13 protein-coding genes are annotated in these 22,869 nt (G+C 65.3%); 6 read left to right on the top strand and 7 right to left on the bottom strand.

What is annotated here, in order from left to right; genetic code table 11:
- Nucleotides 1–67: 67 nt before the first annotated feature.
- From QZ332_RS09615 to QZ332_RS09590, 6 genes are all read left to right on the top strand, one after another.
- Complete coding sequence (locus QZ332_RS09615; RefSeq protein ID WP_295764738.1) at nt 68–421, top strand: EscU/YscU/HrcU family type III secretion system export apparatus switch protein; 354 nt, start codon at nt 68–70, stop codon at nt 419–421.
- On the top strand, nt 418–1,011 hold the full coding sequence (locus QZ332_RS09610) for a PilZ domain-containing protein (protein WP_295764736.1): 594 nt from the start codon (nt 418–420) through the stop codon (nt 1,009–1,011). The genes QZ332_RS09615 and QZ332_RS09610 overlap by 4 nt, the downstream gene beginning before the upstream one ends.
- Before the next feature lie 23 nt (nt 1,012–1,034).
- Nucleotides 1,035–6,101, top strand: a complete 5,067-nt coding sequence (locus tag QZ332_RS09605) for an S-layer homology domain-containing protein (protein WP_295764734.1) — start codon at nt 1,035–1,037, stop codon at nt 6,099–6,101.
- A 259-nt stretch (nt 6,102–6,360) separates the two neighbouring features.
- Nucleotides 6,361–10,479: an Ig-like domain-containing protein gene (locus QZ332_RS09600; RefSeq protein WP_295764732.1), complete on the top strand. Its 4,119-nt coding sequence runs from the start codon at nt 6,361–6,363 to the stop codon at nt 10,477–10,479.
- Between the two features lie 16 nt (nt 10,480–10,495).
- Entirely contained in the window at nt 10,496–11,191 is a 696-nt protein-coding gene (locus QZ332_RS09595; protein ID WP_295764730.1) for a PilZ domain-containing protein, read from the top strand.
- A 475-nt stretch (nt 11,192–11,666) separates the two neighbouring features.
- Nucleotides 11,667–13,127 (top strand): AAA family ATPase, encoded by a 1,461-nt coding sequence (locus QZ332_RS09590; RefSeq protein WP_295764728.1) that lies wholly within the window; start codon nt 11,667–11,669, stop codon nt 13,125–13,127.
- Here the strand turns inward: QZ332_RS09590 and QZ332_RS09585 are convergent.
- From QZ332_RS09585 to fliD, 7 genes are all read right to left on the bottom strand, one after another.
- A complete protein-coding gene (locus QZ332_RS09585) occupies nt 13,076–14,386 on the bottom strand; it encodes a hypothetical protein (RefSeq protein WP_295764726.1) in 1,311 nt (436 codons plus the stop codon). The two genes, QZ332_RS09590 and QZ332_RS09585, sit on opposite strands and share 52 nt — an antisense overlap.
- A gap of 33 nt (nt 14,387–14,419) precedes the next feature.
- Nucleotides 14,420–16,402 (bottom strand): cell division protein FtsA, encoded by a 1,983-nt coding sequence (locus QZ332_RS09580; protein ID WP_295764724.1) that lies wholly within the window; start codon nt 16,400–16,402, stop codon nt 14,420–14,422.
- A 202-nt stretch (nt 16,403–16,604) separates the two neighbouring features.
- Nucleotides 16,605–18,380: a methyl-accepting chemotaxis protein gene (locus QZ332_RS09575; protein WP_295764723.1), complete on the bottom strand. Its 1,776-nt coding sequence runs from the start codon at nt 18,378–18,380 to the stop codon at nt 16,605–16,607.
- 78 nt (nt 18,381–18,458) lie between these two features.
- Complete coding sequence (locus QZ332_RS09570) at nt 18,459–19,196, bottom strand: cell division ATP-binding protein FtsE (protein WP_295764721.1); 738 nt, start codon at nt 19,194–19,196, stop codon at nt 18,459–18,461.
- A gap of 127 nt (nt 19,197–19,323) precedes the next feature.
- Nucleotides 19,324–19,710, bottom strand: coding sequence for a hypothetical protein (locus QZ332_RS09565; protein ID WP_295764719.1), 387 nt, complete (start codon nt 19,708–19,710; stop codon nt 19,324–19,326).
- A gap of 9 nt (nt 19,711–19,719) precedes the next feature.
- Nucleotides 19,720–20,097 carry a flagellar export chaperone FliS gene (gene fliS / locus QZ332_RS09560; protein WP_295764717.1) on the bottom strand — a complete coding sequence of 126 codons (378 nt, stop codon included), beginning with the start codon at nt 20,095–20,097 and terminating at the stop codon, nt 19,720–19,722.
- A gap of 24 nt (nt 20,098–20,121) precedes the next feature.
- Nucleotides 20,122–22,719 carry a flagellar filament capping protein FliD gene (gene fliD / locus QZ332_RS09555; RefSeq protein ID WP_295764715.1) on the bottom strand — a complete coding sequence of 866 codons (2,598 nt, stop codon included), beginning with the start codon at nt 22,717–22,719 and terminating at the stop codon, nt 20,122–20,124.
- Nucleotides 22,720–22,869 lie beyond the last annotated feature (150 nt).

Here is a 22,869-nt window from a genome sequence, read left to right as displayed (position 1 = left end):
CGGATGGACCGCCCGGTCACGCTGACCGAGGTGTTCCCCAAAATCTTTGAAGGGATGAACAGTGTCAATGTCAAGATCTGAAGGGACGACCCGCGCCAAGAAGGCCGTGGCCCTGCAATACGGCCCCGGTGACGCCGCGCCGGTGATCGTGGCCTCCGGCATGGGATATATGGCGGAGAAGATCGTGGAGACCGCCGCCGACTGCGGCGTGCCCATCTATGAGGACAACTCCCTGTCGACCATCCTGACCCAGCTCCAGCTGGGCCAGGAGATCCCGGAGAGCCTCTATCAGGCCATCGTGGAGATCTATGTGTATTTCCTCCACTTCGATCCCACCGGCGGCCCGCAAAAACAGGCGTCCGGCGGCCAAGCGCCGCCGGATGAGACGCGAACAGCACAAGGAGAGGGAGGAACCACATGACACTCAACCACAACTACCTGATCATGGACACCCAGAACCACGCCCTGGCCAACGGCGAGGTGGTCAGCCCCCCGGGCGAGACGCCCATCCGGCTGAACATCCTGGACAACAAGGTGGACGACGTGACGGCCCACGAGGTCATCATCCTCCTCAGCTCCAGCAGCGAGGAGCTGCCCGTCCAGTGCCGCATCCTGCGCTCCCGGGGGGACATGGTCATGGCGGAGAAGATCGCCACCCTGGACCCGGAGGTCCGGAGGAACCTGCGGGTGCCGGTGAAGTTCGACACCTTCATCTACCCCGTCGCCAGCTCTTACTGGAAGGGGCGCCAGCCGGTGCAGTCCATCGACCTCAGCTGCGGCGGCATCGCCTTCTACTCGGACTTCTATCTGGAGGTCCACGATGAGGTGGAGATCGTCGTGACGCCCACGGAGGAGCCGGTGATCCTGCACTGCGAGGTCCTCAAACGGCAGGAACTGCAAAACCGCTTCATGTACGCCACCAAGTTCGTGGATCTGTGCGAGGACGAAGAGGTCGCCGTGCGGGAGGCCGTGTTCAGCCTCCAGCTGCAGGCCCGTGACACCCAGGACTGACGGAACGAGGAGGTACTTCGAAAATGATCCATAAGAGCCACATGCGCAGCGTCCTCAGACCAGGGTCCGTCCGGCTGGCGGCCCTGGTCCTCACTGCCCTGACCCTTTTCACCGCCCTGCTCGCCCGCCCGGTCCGGGCGGCGGAGTGGATGCAGCCCTACCTGGAGCAGGTCCAGGCCTGGGGCGTCCTGCGGGGCGACGCCAACGGGGACCTCCACGAGGACCGGGCCATCACCCGCGCGGAGTTCGTCGTCATGATGAACCGGGCCTTCGGCTATACCGACGTGGGCCCCAACCCGTTCAGCGACGTGGACGACAACGCCTGGTACGCCGAGGACATCCGCATCGCCCACCAGGCGGGCTATTTCCAGGGCGCCGACGGCGCCGCCCTCCCGATGAACCTGGTGACGCGGGAACAGGCCGCGGTCCTGCTGGGGCGCTGCCTGCGGTTCCAGGGCGTCACCGGCGCCGCCAGCTCCACCTTCACCGACATGCAGCAGATCGGCGGCTGGAGCCGCCCCTATGTGCAGGAGGCCGCGGAGCTGGGCATCATCCAGGGCTATGGCGACGGCTCCTTCAAGCCCAAGCTCCCCATCACCCGGGGCCAGATGGCCTGCTTCCTGGTCCGCGCCCTGGGCACCCTGGTCCATGAGCCGGGCGAGCAGACCTCCGGCGGCGTGTACGGCAACCTGACCATCACCACTCCCGGCGTGAAGCTGAAAGACACCACCATCACCGGCAACCTCTACCTCACCGGCGGCGTGGGCCTGGGCGACGTGGAACTGGAGAACGTCAACGTCCTGGGCAAGATCGTCATCACCGGCGGCGGCGAGGCCGAGGGCGGCCAGCACAGCGTGATCCTGCGCAACGTCACCGCCGGTTCCTTGGAGGTGGACAGCCTCACCGAACAGTTCCTCTCCATCATGGCCGAGGGCCTCACCAGCATCGGCACCACCACCGTCCGCACCTCCGCCTATGTGGAGGACCGGACCGACGACGGCCTGGGCTTCCAGACCCTCCGGCTGGACGGCGTGGAGGGCTCCCAGTTCCAGCTGGCGGGCAACATCAAGCGGGTCGTGGACCTGACCCCCAAGTCCACGCTCCAGGTCGCCCAGGGCGTGGCGGATACCGTCACGATCGACGAGAAGGCCCTCGACGTCTCCTTGATCATCGACAACATCGCCAACATCCGGGAGCTGAACCTCGACACCGCCGCCAAGGTCACCGGAGACGGCAGCATCGGCCACCTGAACATCAACGCCCCCGGCTCCGACGTCTCCATGCTCCCCGACACCATCTACGTCCGGCCCGGCATCACCGGCAAGGTCGACAAGGTGGACATGGACAACAAGGTCGCCAACGAGTCCTCGGCGGATCCCCGGCTGCTGGCGGGCTATCCCGTCGCCCGGAACATCGCCCCCACCTCCGCCGACGCCGTGTTCCGCACGAACAAGGCCGGCACCATCCACTGGGCCGTCACCGCCCTGATGGACGGCTCCCTGGGCGAGGAGGAGCTGATGGATCCCGGTTCTTACCCCAGGATCGTCCGCAGCGGCACCCTGAACGCCACCGCCGCCAACACGGACTTCACCGCCCGGCTCACCGGGCTGACCAAGGAGGGCTCTTACTACATCTCCGCCCTGCTGGTGGACGCCCGCGGCCGGAGGAGCCCCGTGAAGGTCGCGGCCTTCACCACGCCGGACGACACCGCGCCCAACTTCGCCGCCGGTTATCCCCAGGATCCCATCCTCACCACCGACGCCGACGGCGAACAGGTGGCGCAGATCATGGTCATGCCCACCAAGGACTGCCAGCTGTACTACGTCCTCCTGCCCAAGGGCTCCACGGCCCCCACGCCGGCGGACTTCCGGGCGGCGGCCCTGCCCGGGAACCTGGGCTTCGGCGTGGTGACCGTGCGGAAGAACACCCCGTTCCTGATCTCCCGGATCAACACGTCCTATCTCCAGGAGAAGACGGACTACGACCTCTACCTCTGGCTGAACGACGCGGACAACGGCAAGAGCTCCGCCGTCCGGAAGGTCACCGTGACCACCAAGGACATCACGCCGCCGACCCTCCTGCGCCTGGAAGCCACGCGGAGCGAGGAGCGGACCGTGACGCTGGCCTTCGAGATGGATGAGCCGGGCACGCTGAGCTGGTTCGTGACCAAGCGGGACCAGAGCGTCGGCATCAACAAGGAATCCCCCACCCGGCAAGATCAGATCATGATCGAAAACGCCATGGCGGACGGTACCCGGATCCTCCGCAGAGGCGGCCCGGTCCGGGCGGCCAGCGCCTCTACTACGGCCACCTTCACCGTCACCGGTTTGGAGGGGCAGACGTCCTACGATCTTTATTACATGATCAAGGACATCGCCGGGAATTACGGCATCTATACGAAGTCCATCGAGTTCCCCCTCCCCATCAAGACCCGTGACAACCAGGGCCCCGAGGTGGAGGTGACCTTCAGCCACGCCGATGAGGACCCGACTACCGGCGCCCGGACCCCCCGGGCGAACACCGACCTGACCCTGGACTTCAGCGAGGTGGTGCGGGGCACCTATAAAGAGGGGAACGTCGACGTATACGATGAGTTCTACGAACTCTATACCAAGGTCCAAAGCAGCACCGGTGAGGCCAGGGAACAGGCCAAAAACAACCTGGCTCAGGCCCTGCGGCGCTACATCACCCTCTACCCCGGCACGCCGCCCACCCGCGGCGACCCCACGACGGATCCCGTGACGGACACGCGCGGCAACTTGTCGGCGGGCGAACTGGACGCCCTGCCCTCCTGGATCGACTACCGGGAGGCCCAGGTCACGCAGACGGGGGCGAAGACCCTCATCACCTTCCCCGGCGACAACAGCAAAAACCAGGCGAACAACGTCACCCCCGCCGTCAAGCTGCAAAGCGGTGAATCCTACTACTTCCGGCTGGAGGGGATCGAGGACACCTCCTTCAATCCCATGAAGGCCCCGCCGCCGAACGTCGCCTATACCCCCAAGTTCACCACCGCCTACGCTATCATCCATATGAAAGAGCTCAAGGATGAGCTCACCGTCACGATGCCGGACGGCACCACGAAGAACGCCCGCATCTTCTCCATGAGGCCGGAGGGCACCGAGGCCGTGCCTGCCGGGACCCGGTGGGATATGCTCATCTGGACCCGCTTCAACATGCGATACGACCTCCTCATCCGGGAGAGCGGTTCTCTCACATGGACCTTGCTGGGCAGGGTCAATCCCAATCCCAACAACCTCAATCCCAGGGTCTTCAACAGTCTGGACGGCAACTTCCTCTCCCAGCTGACTGCCACCGGCCTGGTCGGCGATCCGGGCGGGAACAGCTATCCCCTGCTGAACGATTTCACAAGGACGCTGGAATTCGCCATCGTCCCGGAGGACACCTCCTATAACACCACCGTCACCATGGACATCCAGGTCTATGCGGGCGCCAACGCGGACATCCAGGCCATCGCCCGGTCGCAGGGCACCCAGAACACGCTGACCGGACAGAACGTGACTGCCATCAACGACATCGAACCCTTCACGCTCACCTTCCAGGCGCCGGACCGGGTGCCGGGCGTGTGGATCCCCGTGGACGGCGCCACCGTCGGTTCCTCCAGGGCCAACATCGATGTGAACCTGGAATCCCCCGGAACGGTGTATTACTTCGCGGTCAAGCTGAACAATGTGACCCTGGGGGCCGATGGCCTCCCCACCGGCGCTACCTGGTCTATGGATGAGCTGGACCCCGCCTACAACGGAGCGAAGCCGAACTTGGCGGATGTCCCCATCGCCGGAGCCACACGGGAGCCCATGACGTTGGATCCCTATTATCCCGACGTCTTCGAGATCGCCACGGACTCCCCCGTCGTCCGGGCCCCCACCACTACGAAGACCGGCAATACCGGGCAAAACATGTGGGGCACTTCCCGTGGAGACACCTTGTCCATCACGGGGCTCGCACCGGAATCGACCTATCTTTTGTATCTGGTCCCCACGAGCGTGGAAGGCACGCCTCCCAGCAGCGCCGTTTGCTATCAGTTCACCACTACCCCCGCGCGGGCCCCGGCCATCAACATCACCCCCGGCGGCACCACCGCCGATATCCTGTTCAAGGATGTGGAGACCGGCCGCCCGATGGAATCCGTCATGGCCTATGTCCTGGTCCGCAGCGACTTCTTCACCACCCTGCCCAGCAACGAGTTCAGCCGCCCGATGCGGAACTACATGGACCCGGACAAGGCGATCGATTTTGACGGTACCGTCCTGGACGCCATGCAGCAGGAGGGCAACGCACAGGGGCTCAGCGTCTTCGATATCTGCGCCTCTGACAGCGCCAAGACGGCTTTCGGCAATATCATCCGTTCGGAGTATAACCGGGTGTTCCGTATCAACACGCAGCCCTACTATCTCGAAAACGCCACCGGCACCGGGAACGACTTCGATTCCGGCCGGGCTTACACCGAGCGGACCCTGTCCTTCACTCTGACGGACAGCAACGACTATGTGCTCCTCGTCACGGCCCGGGGCACCAACTCCGATATCCCCGGCTTCCGGGCTTCCTGGACCTATCGGAGGACCCAGGTCAAGTACCTGTCGGTCTCGCCCTCCCTGCCTGGGACGGACGGTTCTCGTCCGAACACATACTCCGGTCAGCTGATCCTCTCCTTCAACTCCGACCTGCGCTATATCCTGGCGTCCACGGATGAGGAGACGAAAGTCCCGCTGGATACCTGCCGGCCGGGCAACTCGAGCCACGCACTCGATGTGGATGACCACGTCGGCGACAATGGGCAGCGGGACATTTCCACGCAGATCCTATATCTTGCTGACGGTGTCCAGCTCATCGACCCCGCCATATCCAACAGCGGCAGTCACGGTGCGACGATCGGCGACCGTTTGATCTTCAGACTGACGGATGTCGCACAGGGCCGGGTCATCGATTTCGGCACACGATTGACCGGCAGCGACACCACGACGCGTCTTGGCACCCACCGTCTGGCTGTAGACATCGAGCGAAACAGCGAGACCGGACAGTGGAACTGGAAGCTGGCCGACGATGCCTACCTCTACAGCGACCGATAAGACCCCCTAAGAGGGCGGGCGATACCGCCCGCCCTCCCGACCCTTCGAAAAGGCTTTTCGAAGGGTCGGGCAAGTTTTCAAAACTTTTAAGAAGTTTTGAAAACTTACGATCAAAAAACGAAAGGAACCCCTCCTGGGTTCCTCTCGTAACTCTCTTCCTTCCCGTCGATGAAGTTTTCATTGCTTCTTCGACACTGTGAGAGGGCGGGCGATACCGCCCGCCCTCCCTTCGTTTTTCTCAAAAAGGAGTGTATGCTTTATGAAATCCACTTCCCTCCGCCGGGCCGCCGCACGGCTGCTGGCCTTGGTACTGACATGCTCCCTGCTGGTCCTGCCCGCGGCGGCGGATGACGTCACCATCACGCTGGACCGCTCCGAGCTCACCCTGCAAACGACCCAGACCGACGGCGTACAGCTCACCGCGACGGTGGATCCTCCCGGCGCCGCCGTGACCTGGAAGAGCAGTTCGGAAGCCGTCGCCACCGTATCCGCCGACGGCCTGGTCAGGCCCGTCGCCCCGGGCACCGCCTATATCTCGGCCCGAGTGGGCGGCGCATACAAAGAGTGCCGGGTCACGGTGACCGAGCCCAAGATCCCCGTCACCAGCATCACGCTGGACCAGGATTCCCTCGATGTGACGGCGGGGGATCCTTCCGTGCGGCTCCGGGCGACCGTCCTGCCGGAAAACGCCACGGATAAAAGCGTCGTCTTCTCCAGCGAGGATGCTTCCATCGTCCGGGTGGACAGCTTCGGCAACCTGACCTTTTTGAAGGAGGGCCGCGCCCAGATCACGGCCAGGACCAATGACGGGACGGGCCTGGAAGCCTATTGCCTCGTGCGCGTGGCCGCCGCCCCCGCCGTCACCAGCGTGACCCTGAACGAGACCAGCCTCAACCTCTCCCGGGGCGAGAGCTTCAGCCTCACGGCCACCCTGGAGGGCGCCGCCGCCGCTCAGGGCGTCCGGTGGACCTCCAGCGATCCCGGCACCGTCTCCGTCTCCGGCGGACGGGTCACCGTCAGTGCCCGGGCCGAGACCGGCAGGCAGGTCTCCATCTACGCCCAGGCCGTCGCGGACGTCAGCAAGTACGCCATCTGCGCCGTCACGGTCATCGAGCCCCGCGCTCCCAAGGTCACCGACCTGACGATCACCAGCCCCGCCACCGACGACCGCTTCCGCTACGTGGACCCCGGCGAGACCATGACCCTCACCGCCGTCGCCTCCCCCATCGAAGCGCCCGCGGCGGACCGGACGATCACCTGGTCCTCCAGCGACACCTCCGTGGCCACCGTGGATCCCGATACCGGCGTCGTCCGGGGCGTCGCCCCCGGTGAAGCCACCATCACCGCCCGGACCGGCGGGGCCGATCCCCTTTCCGCCTCCCGGGACATCGAGGTCTCCGGCATCCTGCTGAGCTATCTCAAACGCTCCTCCTCCGGCGGGAAGGGCCAGACGATCCAGCTCACCGAGAAGAGCATCGAACCCATCTACCAATACCGGGACATCAGCGTCGCCGTCCGGCCCTTCGGCCTGGCCCGGGACAAGGTCGTCCACTGGGAGAGCAGCAACACCACCGTAGCCTCCGTGGCCAATGGCCGGGTCACCGCCAACTACCCCGGAGAGGCCATCATCACCGCTGGTGTGTCCAACGAGCCCTACACCGCTAAATTCAGCGTCCGGGTCTCCGAAGATGTGGCCGACGCCATCAACGTGGACATGGGATCCCGGGCCGTCTACTCCTTCTCCGGCCTCCTGAGCGAGCTGAACAAGCGCTCCCAGAGCAAGGCCGGGGCCCCCCTGGACTGCGTCTACAACCTGAAGGTCTCCACCGAGGACGGCGTCCTCTACTACAAGTACACCTCCCCCTCCAGTCCCGGCCACGGCGTGGGCGGCACGGAGCGCTATTACTACCAGGCCAGCGGCCAGGGCCAGATGGCCCTGAAGGACGTGTCCTTCGTCCCCCTGCCCGGCATCAGCGGCACCGCCATCGTGGACTACAGCGCCGAAGCCACCAGCGGCGCGGTCTTCTCCGGCACCATCCGCATCGAGATCCCCGCCTCCTCCGGCGACATCACCTATTCCACGGAGATGGACCGGCCCGTCGCCCTCGCGGCGGAGCACTTCTCCGCCATCTGCATGGGCCGCAGCGGCCGGCCCCTCGGCTTCGTCACCTTCAGCCAGCCCTCCGCCAGCCGGGGGACCCTGTATTACAATTACAGCCCCGGCGGCCAGTTCGCTCCCAAGGTGGACAGCTCTACCCGGTACTACGCCTCCAGCAGGCCCTCGGTGGACGACATCACCTTCGTCCCCGCAGAGGGCTATACGGGGGACGTGAGCATCCCCTACCGCTGCATCGACAGCTCGGGCGCGGCCTACAGCGGCACCATCACCGTCACGGTCTACGGCTCGAACGGCTCCGGCGGGAGCCGGGACGTGGAGTACTCCACCGGGCAGGACCAGCGGCTGGTCCTGGACGGCAGCGACTTCGACGACGCCTGCCAGCGCTCCACCGGCTACGGCCTGGACTACATCCGCTTCGACAGCCTGCCCTCTTCCGGCAAGGGCACCCTGTACCTGAACTATACCAGCAGCTCCAGCACCCGCGTCACCACGGACCGGAACTACTACCGGACCTCCACGCCCCGGATCTCCAGCATCAGCTTCGTCCCCGACCGGGACTACAAAGGCACCGTCTCCATCCCCTTCACCGGGACCAACACCAACGGCCGCACCTTCTCCGGCGAGCTGGTCATCCACGTGGCCGACGGCACGGGCACGGTGCACTATGACACTCCCCGGGACCGCTCCGTCACTTTCGAAGCGGGGGACTTCAACGACGCCTGCCGCCGCATCAACGGCGAGACGCTGGACTACCTCCGCTTCACCGACCTCCCCCGCTCCAGCGCCGGGACCCTCTACTACGACCGCGGAGGCTCCGACGACAGCAGATCCCGGGTCTCCACCGGCACGGACTACCGGCGCAGCGGCTCCCCCGCCCTCTCGGATATCACCTTCGTCCCCGCCGACGGCTATGAGGGCACCGTCTCCATCCCCTTCACCGCCTATGACGACAGCGGCGACCGCTTCGAAGGCGACGTCACCATCACCGTGGGCGGCGGCGACCGGGTCATCTCCTACCGGACCGCCGCCAACAGCTCCGTCCGCTTCAACGCCTCCGACTTCAACAGCGCCTGCCGGAGCGCCACCGGGGACACGCTGGACTACATCCGCTTCCGCTCCGTCTCCAACAGCCGCGGCACGCTCTACCAGCAGTACGACGCCGCCGGCCGGACCGGCTCCTCCGCCTCCACCGGGACGAACTACTACCGCTCCGGCGGCAGCCGCCTGATCGACGATCTGACCTTCGCCGCCAACTCCGCCTCCGGCACCGCGGCCTTCGACTACACCGGCTACAGCACCCGGGGGGACTCCTTCTCCGGCACGGTGGAGATCCAGATCTCCGGTGGCTCCGGCACGCCCTCCGGCACGGCGGGCACGGCGGTCCGCTATACCGGCTGCTCCGCTCCCATCCGGTTCCGGGCCTCCGATTTCCAGACCGCCTGCCAGGCGGCCCTGGGGACCACGCTGGCCTCCGTTCAGTTCAGCACCCTGCCCGGCGCAGGACGGCTGTACCAAAACTACGCCAGCCCCGCCCGGACCGGCACCGGCGTCACCGGCGTCACCCGCTATAACGTCCAGGCCCTGGACCAGATCAGCTATGTGCCCCGCGCCGAGTACCAGGGGACCGTGACCATCCCCTACACCGCCTATGATACCCAGGGCGCCGCCTGCTCCGGCACGGTGGAGATCCTGCTCTCCAACGGCTATTGCACCACCCCCTTCACGGACGTGGCCTCCGGCTGGGACTGGGCGAAGCCCTCCATCGAGTACCTGCGCCAGGGCGGCATCAGCGGCGGCTATCGGGACAACACCTTCCGTCCCGGGCGGTCCATCAGCCGGGGCGAGTTCACGCTGATGGTCTGCCGGGCCTTCCAGTTCTCCTCCTCCAACAGCTCCGGCTTCCCCGACGTGCCCGCCGGCAGCGCCTATGCCGGGGCCGTGGCCGCCGCCCGGGAGCTGGGCATCGTGCAGGGGAACAACGGCCGCTTCCATCCGGACCAGCCCATCACCCGCCAGAGCGCCATGACCATGATCTGCCGGGCCCTGGAGGCCGCCGGGCAGTCCGTCCCCGCCGCCGACGTCTCTCTGCTCTCCTCCTATGCCGACGGGGGCCAGGTCTCCGCTTTCGCCCGTCCCGCCGTGGCCTCCCTGATCCAGATGGGCGCGGTCCGGGGGAACAGCTCCATGCGCCTCAACCCCACCGCCGCCATCAGCCGGGCCGAGATGGCGGTGATCCTCCACCGCGTGCTGGCCCGCTGAGCAAGGAGGGGTCGCGATGGGCCTGTTCTCAGTCTTTCGGAAAAAGCCTCAGGCCGCTCCCCCAAAGGACGGCCTCCCGGACCTGCGCACCGGGATGCGGGTGGAGGTCCTGACGCCTACCGGCGTCCCCCTCTTCACCGGCAGGATCCGCCTCCTGGGCTCCCAGGGCCTGGAGGTCCGGGCGGAGGACGGGGGCTTCCTCCCCCGCGCGATCTACGGCCAGCCGGTGCGGCTCCAGGGCTTCCAGGAGGACGGAGAGGGCTTCGCCCTCGACGGCTCCATAGGGCCCAACACCCCGGAACTCTGGCGGATCGAGCGGCTGAGGGTCCCGCAGGCCAGCCAGCACCGGGACTCTTACCGCCAGCACGCCGGCACGGAGGGCTATGTCTCCCTCACGGAGACCTTCAAGGGACAGAAGCACCCCTGCAAGGTCCTGGACATCAGCGCCAGCGGCGCGCGGGTGATCACGAAGGCCCTCTTCAAGCCGGAGAGCATCTTCTACCTGTCCGTCGCCCTCCTCCCGGGGGAGCGCCCCTTCTCCATCCCCTGTCTTGTCAAGCGTGTCCATACCCATTCCAAGCCGGGCAGCTCCGTCCGGAACTTCGAGTACGGCTGCCGGTTCACCGGCGTGCCTGTCCGGGAGCAGGAGCGCCTCGTCCAAGCCATCTTCACCCTCCAGCGCCAGGCCCTCCAGGCCCGCCGGAGCCGGTAGGCCCCCGTATGAACGATGCCGGGCTCCGCACGATGACGTGCGGAGCCCGGCATCAGCTTATCGGAGCATCCTTTTCGACCGGCTGAGCAGATCCCCCGGACTTTTTTGAGCGTCTTGAAGCCTTATCCATGAAAAGCGAAAGGGACCCTCCCGGGTCCCTTTCGTGATGCTCCCCCCTCCCGCTGAGGGGATCCCCCCTGCCTTTTCGGCACTCTGATACCAGGCGCCCCCTTTTAGATCCGGCCAAATTTGGAAATACTAGGACCAGTATAGTCAACACAGTTGAAAAGAAGTAAAACTTCTTTTCGACCGGCAAACCTTTGGTTTGCCGGGGCGCAAAGCGCCCATGTGTTTCCTATGAAGTCATGCACAGCAAGCCGCTTGTGCGGCTTGAGGCGCTGTTCTACAGCGCCTCGCTGAAAAGGATCCTTTGGATCCTTTTCAGCTGTGCTGACTATAAAAGGAGGCTCTCCCTATGAGTGTCACATTTTCACAGTTCTGCACCGGCGGGCCGGAGGTCCTGGAGACCCTGCGCCGCTGCATCGACGACCTGGGACGGCAGGGCCAGGGCTATGAGTTCCCGGACTGCCGGATGCCGGAGGGCTGCGTCCCCCGGCAGGTCGCCCTGGGCTTCCTGAAGCGGGACCGGGGATATCTCCTCTACTGGCGTCCGGCAGTGGCCTATCAGGGCAGGAGCCCGGTCCTGTCCGCCCTGTTCGCCCGGAGCGTCTGGCGCTTCGACAGCTACGAGGCCATGACCGCCCGCCTCGCCTCCCTCCGGCGGGAGGCGGAGGAGCCCGTCCTCCGCACCTTCCGCCCCCCTGTGCTGTCGCAGGGGCCCGCCCCTGTCTCTGCTCCTGTCTCTGCTCCCCTTCCCGCTCCCTCCTCCAAGCCCGCCGCGTCCCCCTGGCCCCCGCTCTACCAGCGTCTCCGGGAAGAGCTCGGCAAACAGGTCCTGGGGCAGGACCGGGCCGTGGAAGCCGCCGCCTTCCGGCTTTACAGCCACGCGGGGAAGCGGGCCCCGGCCCGTCCCCTGTCCCTGATCTTCCACGGCCCCACCGGCGTGGGGAAGTCGGAGCTGGGCAAAGCGCTGGCCCCGGCGCTGGAGCGCTGCTGCGCCAGGCGCTGGCAGTTCGTCTGGACGGAACTGAACACCTTCACCCAGCCCCACTCGGTCCACCGCCTCACCGGCGCGCCGCCGGGCTACGTGGGCTATGAGGACCAGCCCATCTTCGAGGCCGTGCGCAGCAACCCCTGTACCGTCTTCATGTTCGACGAGCTGGAGAAGGCCCACCCGGAGGTGCTCAAGGTCTTCATGTCCATCCTGGACGAGGGCCGCTGCACGGCCCACAGGGCCGATGAGAAGGGCGGACGGGAACTGGATTTCCGCCGGTGCGTCTTCGTCTTCACCACCAACGCGGATCTGACGGCGGCGGGAGGCCGTCCCCTGGGCTTTTCCGGCGACCGGCCCGCCCCCAGCCGGGTTCGGGAGGTGCCGGGGAGGGCCGCTTCTCCGGCGGAGCTGGCGGAACGGCTCTTCCGAGAAAACGAAGAAGCACGCCGGGCCATGGTGCGCCTCGGCGTGCTTCAGGAGATCGCGGGCCGCTTCAGCGGCATCATCGGTTTTGGCCGTTTGGACGATGAGGCCCGGCGGGCCGTCACGGTCAAGCAGATCTCGGCCCTGGGCCGGGAGTACGGTCTGGACATCGTCCAGGTGGACCCGGACACCGCCCAGGCACTGACGCCGGAGCGGGACGGCTCCCTCTCCATCCGTTCCTCCGTCTGCGTGCTGGAGGGGCTGCTGACCCCCCTGCTCACGGCGGCTTCCGGGCAGACGGGCTATCGCCTGACGGGGCTCCCCGGCAGTCTCCGGCTGCTGCCGGATCACTCCCACTCCAGCTCTACCACCGCGTTGAGGCTCTCGTCCAGCTTGTAGAGCTTGCCGTTCTGGGAGAGGAAATAGCTCCCGACGATCTGGCTGTCCTCGTCATAAATGTCCACCCGCACAGCGACGCTGTCGGCGATGCGGACAGACCCCTCCTTGGGCATGAGCTCGTATGCCTCCATGGACTCTCCCGGCAGGCCCAGCACGGACGGATGCAGGGCCTCGATATCCGAGATCCCCTTCCGGGCGACGGGCATCTCCCGTTCCGGGGCGGGGTCGTGGACGAGCCCCTCCGGCATATCCAGGAGCACGGAGCAGTCGCTGCCCTCCCAGCTCAGCAGCAGGGACTGGACCCCGCCGCCGGTGCCTTCCTCCGTTTCCGGCACGTTCCGGGCCAGCTGGACCGTGCCGTGCGTGCCAAACGCCTCCGGCGGGTCGATCCGCAGCAGCGTCTCATCCACGGTGGAGAAACCGGCGTCCTCCATGGTCATCAGAGTGATATAGGCCGAGATCAGATCCGCCGGGGCCTGCAGCCCCTCGTAACGGTAGAGGATCTTTTTGAAGGCGTCCGCGGCCTCCTCCGGCTCGGTCTCGGCAGGCTCCGCATCTCCGGCGCCGCTGGCGTCTCCGCTTTCTCCGGTATCGCCGGCGTCGCCGCCTTCTCCCCCTGCCTCAGCCTTGTCGCCGAGGGGAGAGGCGTCGCTGCCCTCGCTGCCCTCGCCGCCTTCGCCGTCTCCCGGCCCTGCCGCCGGCTCCGGCTCCACTTCCTCCTGATAGACCAGCACTCCCTCGCCCCACACCGGCAGGGCGGGGATCTGCTGCTCGTTCAGCACGTAAGCCGCGGGAGCGGCGATGGGCTCCGGCGGGCCTTCTTCCTCCTCCTCGCCGCCGCCCCGCAGGAAGAAGAACGCTCCCACGCCCACCGCCGCGGCAAGGACCGGGACCGCGATCAGCAGCAGCTTCTTCTTGCCCTTCTTCTTGCCTGCGGCGCCCCCGCCTTCGCCTCCTTCGCCGGAGGGATCGGAGGCGGCCGCTTTCGCGGCGACCTTCGCCAGGGCCTTGGCCTTCTTCTCCTCGGCTTTCTTGGCGGCAAGCTGCGCCTTCTTCGCGGCGGCCTCGGCCTTCTTGGTCTTGGAGGCCGCTTTTTTCGTGGCGGCGTCGGCGGCTTTCGCGGCCTTTTTCTGGGCCTGCGCCGCCTGCTTCTGCTTCGCCGCCTCGGCCTTCTTGCTGGCGACCTGCACCTGCTGGGCGGCTTTCTTCGCCTTGAGTTCGGCTTTCTTGATGATCTTATCAGCCTTATCCTGTTTCAACGCTTCACTCTCCTATACTCAAGCGGCCCGCCCTCAGCAGACGGTGATGGAATCCCGGTCCTTCACCATCTGGCTGAAGCCGCATTCCTTGCCGTTCACCGCCAGATGGACGGGTCCCTCCAGCTTCTCGAAATCCACGCCGGAGCGCTCCAAAAGGTCCATGACGTAGTAGGGCTGGCCGTTCTCCTTGGGCGGCAGGACCATGGGCTTCCCGTTCAGGAGGATCTCCACCTCCCGCTTGCGGATCAGCGGCTTCACCGGCTCCGCTTTCGGCGGCGGCGCCTGGGGCTCCTCCGGGGCCGGCGGAGCGGGCTGCGGCTCCGCCGGAGCGGACGGAGCTTTCCCCCGGGCCGGGGCCGCGGGAGCGCCCGCCTGCGGGGCCGGTCTCTCCGCCTCCGGCGGCTCCGCCGCCAGCGGCGGGACGATGCCCGCGGGGCCCTCCAGGGTCAAGATCACGTCCCCCTGGTGCAGCGGGGTCTTCAGGCTCGCCTCCTGGTTGTTCAGGAGCACCCGCCCGGTGTGATCCACCCCCAGCAGCTCGCCCAGGGTCTTGGCGGCGTCTTTGCCGCTCCGGGCGGGCCTGAAGCGGATGTTGTCCCCCGCGTGGACCAGCGAATTGATCGCCGCCTCCTCGCCGTTCACCCGCAGGATGGCGGGCACAGCGGGCTCCCCCCGGAAGATCATGTGCCTGCCGTTCAGGGTCACGCCCAGGTTCCGCCCCGAGCGGCCCAGCATGTCGGCATAGGTATACCCGTTCATCAGCAGGATGTCCCGGACCGTCAGGCTCCCGCTTCGGAAGAGCTTGGCGGTCTCGCCGTTAAGGGTGATGACGTAGCTGTCGTTCAGCAGCCCCAGGGCGGCGGAGACCGCGATGCCCAGGGGCGTGGCGTACTCCGGGTTGTTCAGGTCGATCTCGTCGGCGAAGGCGCTCTTGGCGAAATTGTTCCCGGCGATGGCCACCCGGCGCTCATCCATGCCCAGGCTGGCCGCCGTCCTCTCCCGGAGGCCGTCCAGCTTGCTGCCGCCTCCCGCCAGGAACACCGCCGAGGGCGTCCCGCCGTTCAGCTCCGCCACCTGGGCGGCGATGGCCTCCGCCAAGCGGCCCATGGGCTCCTGGATGGCGGTGTGGATCTCCTCGAAGGTGGCGGTGTTCTCCAGGCCCAGGATATCCGTGTAATGGGCGTCCTCCCCGGGGCGGAGCTCCCGCTTCATCCTCTCGGCCGTCTGGAAATCCACCAGGAAGGTCCGCATGATCGCCTCCGTGATCTCGTCCCCGGCGATGGTGGCCATGGTATAACCGGTGACGCTACCGTCCCGGCAGACGGCGATATCCGTGGTCCCCGCGCCGATGTCCACCAGGGCCAGGTTCAGCAGCCGCAGCTCCGACGGGATGGCGGCGTTCATGGCGGCGATGGGCTCCAGGGTCAAGCTGGAGACCTGGAGGCCCGCCGCCCGCATGGCGGCATAGAGGCTCTCCACCACCTCCCCGGGGAGGAAGGTCGCGACCACGTCCGCCTCCGCCTTCTGGCCGTTGTGGTCCATCAAAGACGCCAGGGGATAATTGTCCAGCCGGTACTGGGCCACGGTATAGCCCACCATGAAGAACTGCCGCCGGGCCTCGTCCTCCATCTGGAGGGCCTCCTCCGCGGCGGAGAGGGCCCCCGCCTCCAGGCGGCTGATCGTCTCGGCGCTGATGATCTTCTCCTCGCTGATGTCCATGGCGAAGCTGCCGCTCTGGGTCCGCAGGGCCCGCCCGGCGGCGGCCACGCAGACCCGCTCCAGATGGACGCCCAGGCGTTCCTCCAGACGTTCGGTGACGGTCCGGGCCAGCGCGCCCACCTGACGGATGTTGTCGATCTGACCGTCCAGCATGGCGCGGCTGCTGTGCTCCGCCACCTCGATATCCAGCGCCTTGAACCGTCCCCCGGTGGGCCGGCCCACGACGCCCACGACGCTGCGGGTGCCGATATCCAGGGCGAAGATCAGGTCCTGCTCCTGGGCTCTCAAATCTTTCATAAAGGCGCTCCTTTTTCGATCTCCTGAATTCGGGAGGCGGCGCAATGATGCCAGAAGGCGGCACCGGACCGCCTTCTGGCATCATGACAGGGGACTCTGCTGCCAGCGCGGAATGGCGCAAGTGAGGACAAGGGTCATCCCATGGCAGCTCGCGTCTTAGGGAACGGACGGTCCGGCCAGTGCGGGGCTGTCGGTCCAGCGATCAATACTTGCTGAACGAGCCGCCGCTGCTGCGGCCGCTGTCGTAGGAAGTATCCGCGGCGGTGCTGCTGTCTTCCGTATAGCTGGGCGCGGAGCTGTAGCCGGAGCCCTCGCTGCGCAGGCGGAACTTGCTCAGCAGGTCCTTCATCAGGCTGGCCTGGCTGCTCAGCTCCTCGCTGGCGGCGGCGGACTGCTCGGAAGTGGCGGAGTTCGTCTGGACCACGGAGGAGATCTGGTCGATGCCCTCGGTCACCTGGGCGATGGCCTGGGCCTCTTCCTCGACGGCCTTGGTGATCTCCTGGAGGGCGGACATGGTCTCGTTGGTGGCCTCCACGGTCTTGTTCAGGGAGTCGGAGACCCGCTTCACGATCTCACTGCCGTCCTGGACGGAGGTGATGGAGTTGTCGATCAGCTCCTTAGTGGCCTTGGCGGCCTGGTCGGACTTGGTGGCCAGGTTCCGGACCTCGTCGGCGACCACGGCGAAGCCCTTGCCGGCGCTGCCCGCGCGGGCGGCCTCCACGGCGGCGTTCAGGGCCAGGATGTTGGTCTGGAAGGCGATGTTCTCGATGGTGGCGATGATCTTGCCGATCTCCTCGGAAGAGCTGGAGATCTTATCCATGGCCTTGACCATCTCTTCCATGTAAGCGGCGCTCTCGCGGACCCGCAGGTCGGCGTTCTTGGAGTGGTCCATCGCCATCTCGCTGCTCTGGGCGTTGCCCTGGGAGCGGCTGGAGATCTCGGCGATGGTGGCGGAGAGCTCCTGGACGGCACTGGCCTGCTCGGTAGCGCCCTGCGCCAGGGCCTGGGCGCCGGTGGACACCTGGTCGGAACCGGAGGAGACCTGCTCGCCGCTGAGGCTGATCTGAGCCAGGGTGTCGCTGAGGCTGGAGTTGATGACGCGGATGGACTTGAGCATGCTGCTCAGGGCACCGACGTAATACTTCTCGGCCTGGGTCCGGCAGTTGAAGTTCCCGGCGCCCATCTCCTCCAGGAGGCGGCAGGCGTCCTTGATGACCTCGCCCAAGACCTGCTGGCTGGTCCGCAGGGCGTCGCACATCTCGCCCAGCTCGTTCTTGCTCTCGAATTCCACGGGGATGTCCAGGTCGCCCTGGCTGAAGCCGACGAGGGCCTTACGGACCTGCTCGGTGGGCTCCACGATGCTCTTGATCAGCTTCATGGCGAGGATCATGACGATCACGCTCGACACGGCCATGGCCACCACCAGCATGATGATGGTGATCGTCACGCTGCGCTGCTGCTCCTCGACGGCCGCGTTCTGCACGACAGTCAGGGAGGCGTCCAGCTCCTGGGCGCGGCTGGTCATGGCGTTCAGCTTGGGCGTGCAGTCGTTGTAGATCAGGGAGACGGCGCGGTCGTTGTTGCCGCTGTTGATGGCCTCCAGGATGTCGGGGATCTCATTGCCCCACTCGTTGATGGACGTGATATAGTTCTCCAGGCTGACGCTGTCCAGGGGCCAGATGTCCCGGATCTGCTGGATGAGGCCATCCAGATCGCCCAGGACCTCTTTGGCCCGGGCTTCCAGCTCGGGGTTGGCGGGATCGTCGGGGATCAGGGCCATGTCACGGACGTTGCGGGCCGCGATGTTCGCGTTCAGGCGGATCTCCGTGATCAGCTGCTTGGACTGGATATCCGTGTCGATGACCTCCTGATACCCGTTCCTCAGGCTGTTCATCATGAACAGCGAGATCACGATCATGATGACCGAGATGACGATGCAGACTCCGTAGCCCAAGATCAGGCTCTTTTTGATCTTCATGTTTTTCAGCATTGCCTGTTTCCTCCTCAAATTCATACACGTTGAAGGTTTCTTTATCTATGATCATCGGCTCCGCGGTCACACCACGTCGCCGTATCTTCCTTTCTCAACGTCGCCGAAGATCCTCCCGTCCACCAGCGTCACCACCCGGCGGCGCATGATGTTGACATAACGGCTGGCATGCGTCGCCATGATGACCGTCGTGCCCTTGCGGTTGACCTCCTGGAGCAGCTGGAACATGTCCCAGATGTTGTCGTCGTCCAGGTTGGCGGTGATCTCGTCCAGCACCAGGATGGGCGGGCTGTTGATCAGCGCCCGGGCCAGTTCCACCCGGCGGCACTCCCCGATGGACATCTCCACGGGATACCGGGCTTCCACGCCCCGCATGCCCACCAGGCCCAGCACCTTCTTCACCCGCAGATCCACATGCTTGGCGCTCTCGAAACGCCGCCGCCCCACCTGGGCGGCGACCCAAAGGTTCTCCTCCACGGTCATCTTGCGGATGAGGCTGTGCTCCTGCTGTACCCGGCCGAAGAGGATGGCCGCGCGGTTTTGGCTCCAGGGGATCAGCTTCGAAAGGTCCTTCTTGTCCAGGCACACGGTCCCCTTGTCCGGCTTCAGCCTCCCGGAGATCAGGTCCAGCAGCGTGCTCTTCCCCGCGCCGCTGCTGCCGATGAGGAACACGAACTCGCCCTGTTTGATGGTCAGGTCGATGTCCTGTACGCCGACCTCGAACCGCTTGCCCTTGTGCTCCTTCTGCTGCCGCCGGTCCAGCTTATAGTTCTTTGTTACGTTTTCCAACGTGATCGTGGGCATAGGTACGCTCCCGTAAGTTTCAGATCCTCCGCCGGGGAGGGGCCCTCCCCGGTATCCGTCCATACGCACGCGAAGGCGGGAGCCCGGCCGGTCCTGCCAGCCGGGGCTCCGGCTCTCGCATATCTCCTCACTTGTAAATGGACGCTCCTCTCGCCAACTTGCGGTTGACGATCCGATCCAGATCCACCAGCTGCTTCAAGACCCGCTTGTTCGCACTGACCTGGTTCACCAGGGGGGCCTCCGCCTCCGTCTCCGCCTCCGCGCCCTTCAGCAGGGCGGCGAGGCGGGCGGCGTCGGCGCCGGGCAGGGCCTGCTGCTGCTGGTCCAGGGCCTGATGGGCCGCGGCCAGCCTGTCGGTGGGTTCCTGCCGCATGGAGACCAGCATCCGCGCCGCGACCTCATCGTCCCGGTCCGCGGCCTCCGCCAGCTGGCGGGTCACATCCAGGGCCTCGTTCAGCGCGGTGTAGATCCGCTTCAGCTGTACATGGGCGTCTAAAAGCGCCGGTGTTTCCATCTTGGATCCCTACTTTCCTGAGTCTCCGCTTTTTTGCGCCTGGCGGAAGGCGTCCCGCAGTTCACCCACCATGCTCTTCACGTGGGTCAGCACTTCCTTGCGGCGGCCGATCTTCGCCCGGCCCAGTTCATAGGTGAAGTACTCATAGAGCTGGGTCAAGTTCCCGCTGATCTCGTACTGCCGGTCCAATGTGGAGTCCAGATAGTCGATAATGGCCACCGCCCGCTCGATGGAGGCCTCGTACACGGGGTAATCCTGCTGGTCCAGCATGAGCTCCGCCTGAGACAGGCGCTTGTAGAGCTCATCGTACAACAGCAGCAGCAGCTCGCCCTGGGTCATGGTATTGACGCTCTGCTCTTTGTAGTGCTGGAAGCCTTTCATGTCCATCGTCTGTGGATCATCCTTTCAATATCAGCCGCCCGAGAGCTGGGAGAAGTAAGAGCTCTGAGAGTTCATCTGCTGGATGAGCTGCTCCAGTCTGGAGAATTGGTTGGTGTAGTAGTCGACCTTGTCGCTCAGCTTATCCTGCCACTTCGTGATCTGGCTGTCGATGTCGTCGAGCTCCTGCTGGATGAGGTTGCTGTACATGCTGCTGGCCGCCAGGGGGGAGCCGGCCTTCTCCACCAGGATGCCCTTGCCGCCGCTGGTCTTGCCATACATGTCCAGGGGCTGCTTCAGCGACTCCATCAGGCCGCTGCTGGCCGCGCCGGCGTCCGTGCTGGCGGTGAAGGCGTCCCGGATCTTATCGGGGTCTTTGTCCATGGCGGCCCGGAACTTATCCTCGTCGAAGTCCAGCGTGCTCAGGCCGTTGGCGTAGTTGACGGTGATGCCCGCGGCCCGGAGGACGGCGCCGCTCTCGCCGGTCATGGAGATGGCGGAGGTCAGGCTGCTGTACAGGTTCGCCAGGTCCCGGTCTCCGAAGAGCAGGCCCTGCTTCGCCTTCTCGTTCCAGTTCTTGACGAAGCTCTCGCTGTACTTCTCCTCCTCCTCGGCGGTCATGGGCTCGTAGTACTTGCCGTTGGACTGCTGGGCGGGGAGGACGGAGTAGGCGTTCTTGATCTCGGTGACCATGGCGTTGTAGTCTTCCACCATCTTCTTGATCACGTCCACGATCTTGTCGGAGTCGGCGCTGGTCTCGAAGGTGACGGACTCGCTGGAGCCGTCCGCCTTATAGAGCTTGCCGTCCGCGCCCTTCACGACGCCCTGGTCGCCCTCGTTCGCTCCCTGGGCCTCCTCATAGCCGAAGGTGCCCTTGAGCGTCACGGTCATGCCGTCCAGATCGATGTCGTTGGAGCTCCGGGTCAGCGTGCCCAGGGAGGTGCCGTTGACCGAGGCTTCGAAGATGGCGTCCTGCCCCTTGGAGAAGCCCGCCTCCGCAGAGGCGTCCGAGACGCCGAACAGCTCGGCGGCCAGGCCGTCGAACTTGATCGCGCCGTTCGAGCCGGTGTCCTTGGCGGTGAAGGAGATCTCGTTGGTCAGCTTGGAATAGCTCACCTTGACCGTAGAATCCTCGTTATTGTTCATCGCGTTGAAGACGTCGCTGAGCTTGCTGTTGGCGTTGAACTGGCCGACCTCTTTGCCGTTGACCTTGAAGGAGTAGAGCTGGTTCCCCTCCGAGTCCTTGGCGGGGGTGGAGGTCGGGTTGCCGTTGGCGTCCTTCTCATAGGCGATGTCGAACTTGCTCCAGTCCATGTCCTTGCCCAGCAGATCGCCCAGGGTCTTGCCGGTGTTGAGGTAGCTGGTGACGGACTTGCTCTCGCCCATGCCCATGACATTGCCCTTCGTGGCGTTCACGGAGAAGGTGGAGCCCTTGGCGGCGGTGAACTGGAGCTGGATGCCCGCGTCGGTCCCGTTCTTGTCGCTGACCGTCAGCTTCCCCTTGCCGAACGCCTCGTCGATCTTCTCCTGGAACGCGGCCATGAAGGCTTTGTCCCGCTCCTGCCGGCTGGCGTCGTTGGTGAGGGCGCTGCCGTTCTGGATCTTCGTTTTCAGGGCGTCGGCGTATTGATAGGAGGAGTCCACCTTGGCGGCGATCTCGTCCAGGGTGGGCATCTTGATGGTCTTGGTCTTGCCGTCCACGGTGATCTCCACGCTGGAGCCGCTGAGGTAGGAGAGGTTGCTCTTGTCCTCCGTGGCGAGGGCGTCCTTGCCCAGCCACAGCTTCTTGAGCTGAGAGCCCGCCTGGCTGCTGGCCTCCTCGCCCCGCAGGAGGAGCTCCTGCACGCTGCCGGTGGCACGGGAGACGAAGACGTTGTTGCCCTTGGGGTCGGCGAAGGTGATGTTGCCGTCCTCGCCCACCTCGGCCTTGACCACCTTGTTCAGCAGCTCTTTCCCGGTGTAGGTGTTGCTGCCGATGGTGACGCTCTGCTCCGAGAGCTGGCGGTTGATCTCATCGGCCAGCTTCTGGGGGTCGCCGTCATAGGTCTTGGTCTCGTCGAAATTGATCGTCAGGTAGCTCCTGGAGTCCGCGCCGCCGTAAGCCAGGGTCATCGATCCATTCAGCTTGCTGATGGTGGTGGTGCCGTCCAGGTCCATCGTGCCGCTGGCGGAGGCGGTGACGGAGGAGATGTCCTCTCCGAAGGAGGAGGTCTGGGGATCCAGCGCCGAGCCCTTGAGCTTATAGCTGGCGGCGGTGGCCATCTGGAGGACGCGGTCGATCTGGATGCTGCTGCTGGCCCGGCCGACCGCCGTGACCTTGTCCGCGTATTTCCCCTTGGCCACGGTCTTCACCGCGTTGTTGAAGAAGCTGGCGGACATCAAGTTGTTGCCGGACATATAAGAGGTGTACTTCTCGGCGAACACGGACATCTTATTGACGATGCTCCGGTACGCGTCTTGCTTCCACTCCGTCTTGGTGCGCTTTTGCTGCAGCGCCGCGATCTTAGCCTTGTATCCGGATACTGCGTTTTCGATCATGCTCTCCGTATCCATGCCGCTGGCAAGGCCGGAGATCACGTTTCGATTCCCGTAAAGACTGCTGGAACTGCTGATGCCGCTGATAGAAGCCATATCGCTCCACTCCTTTCTGAAATTGAAACCCGGCCCCTCGGGCCTGCCGGTCCGGGGCCATCGATTTTAGAATTTTTTTGATATTCCTCTATGTTTTTTTATCGACATATAGTATAATAAAAATAAGAGGTCCCCGTTTAGTTTTTACAG

It is taken from the genome of uncultured Oscillibacter sp. (genome assembly GCF_910584465.1).
Taxonomy (GTDB): domain Bacteria; phylum Bacillota; class Clostridia; order Oscillospirales; family Oscillospiraceae; genus Oscillibacter.
The sequence above is the reverse complement of the archived record's forward strand: the minus strand, read 5'-3'. Positions and strand labels throughout refer to the sequence as shown.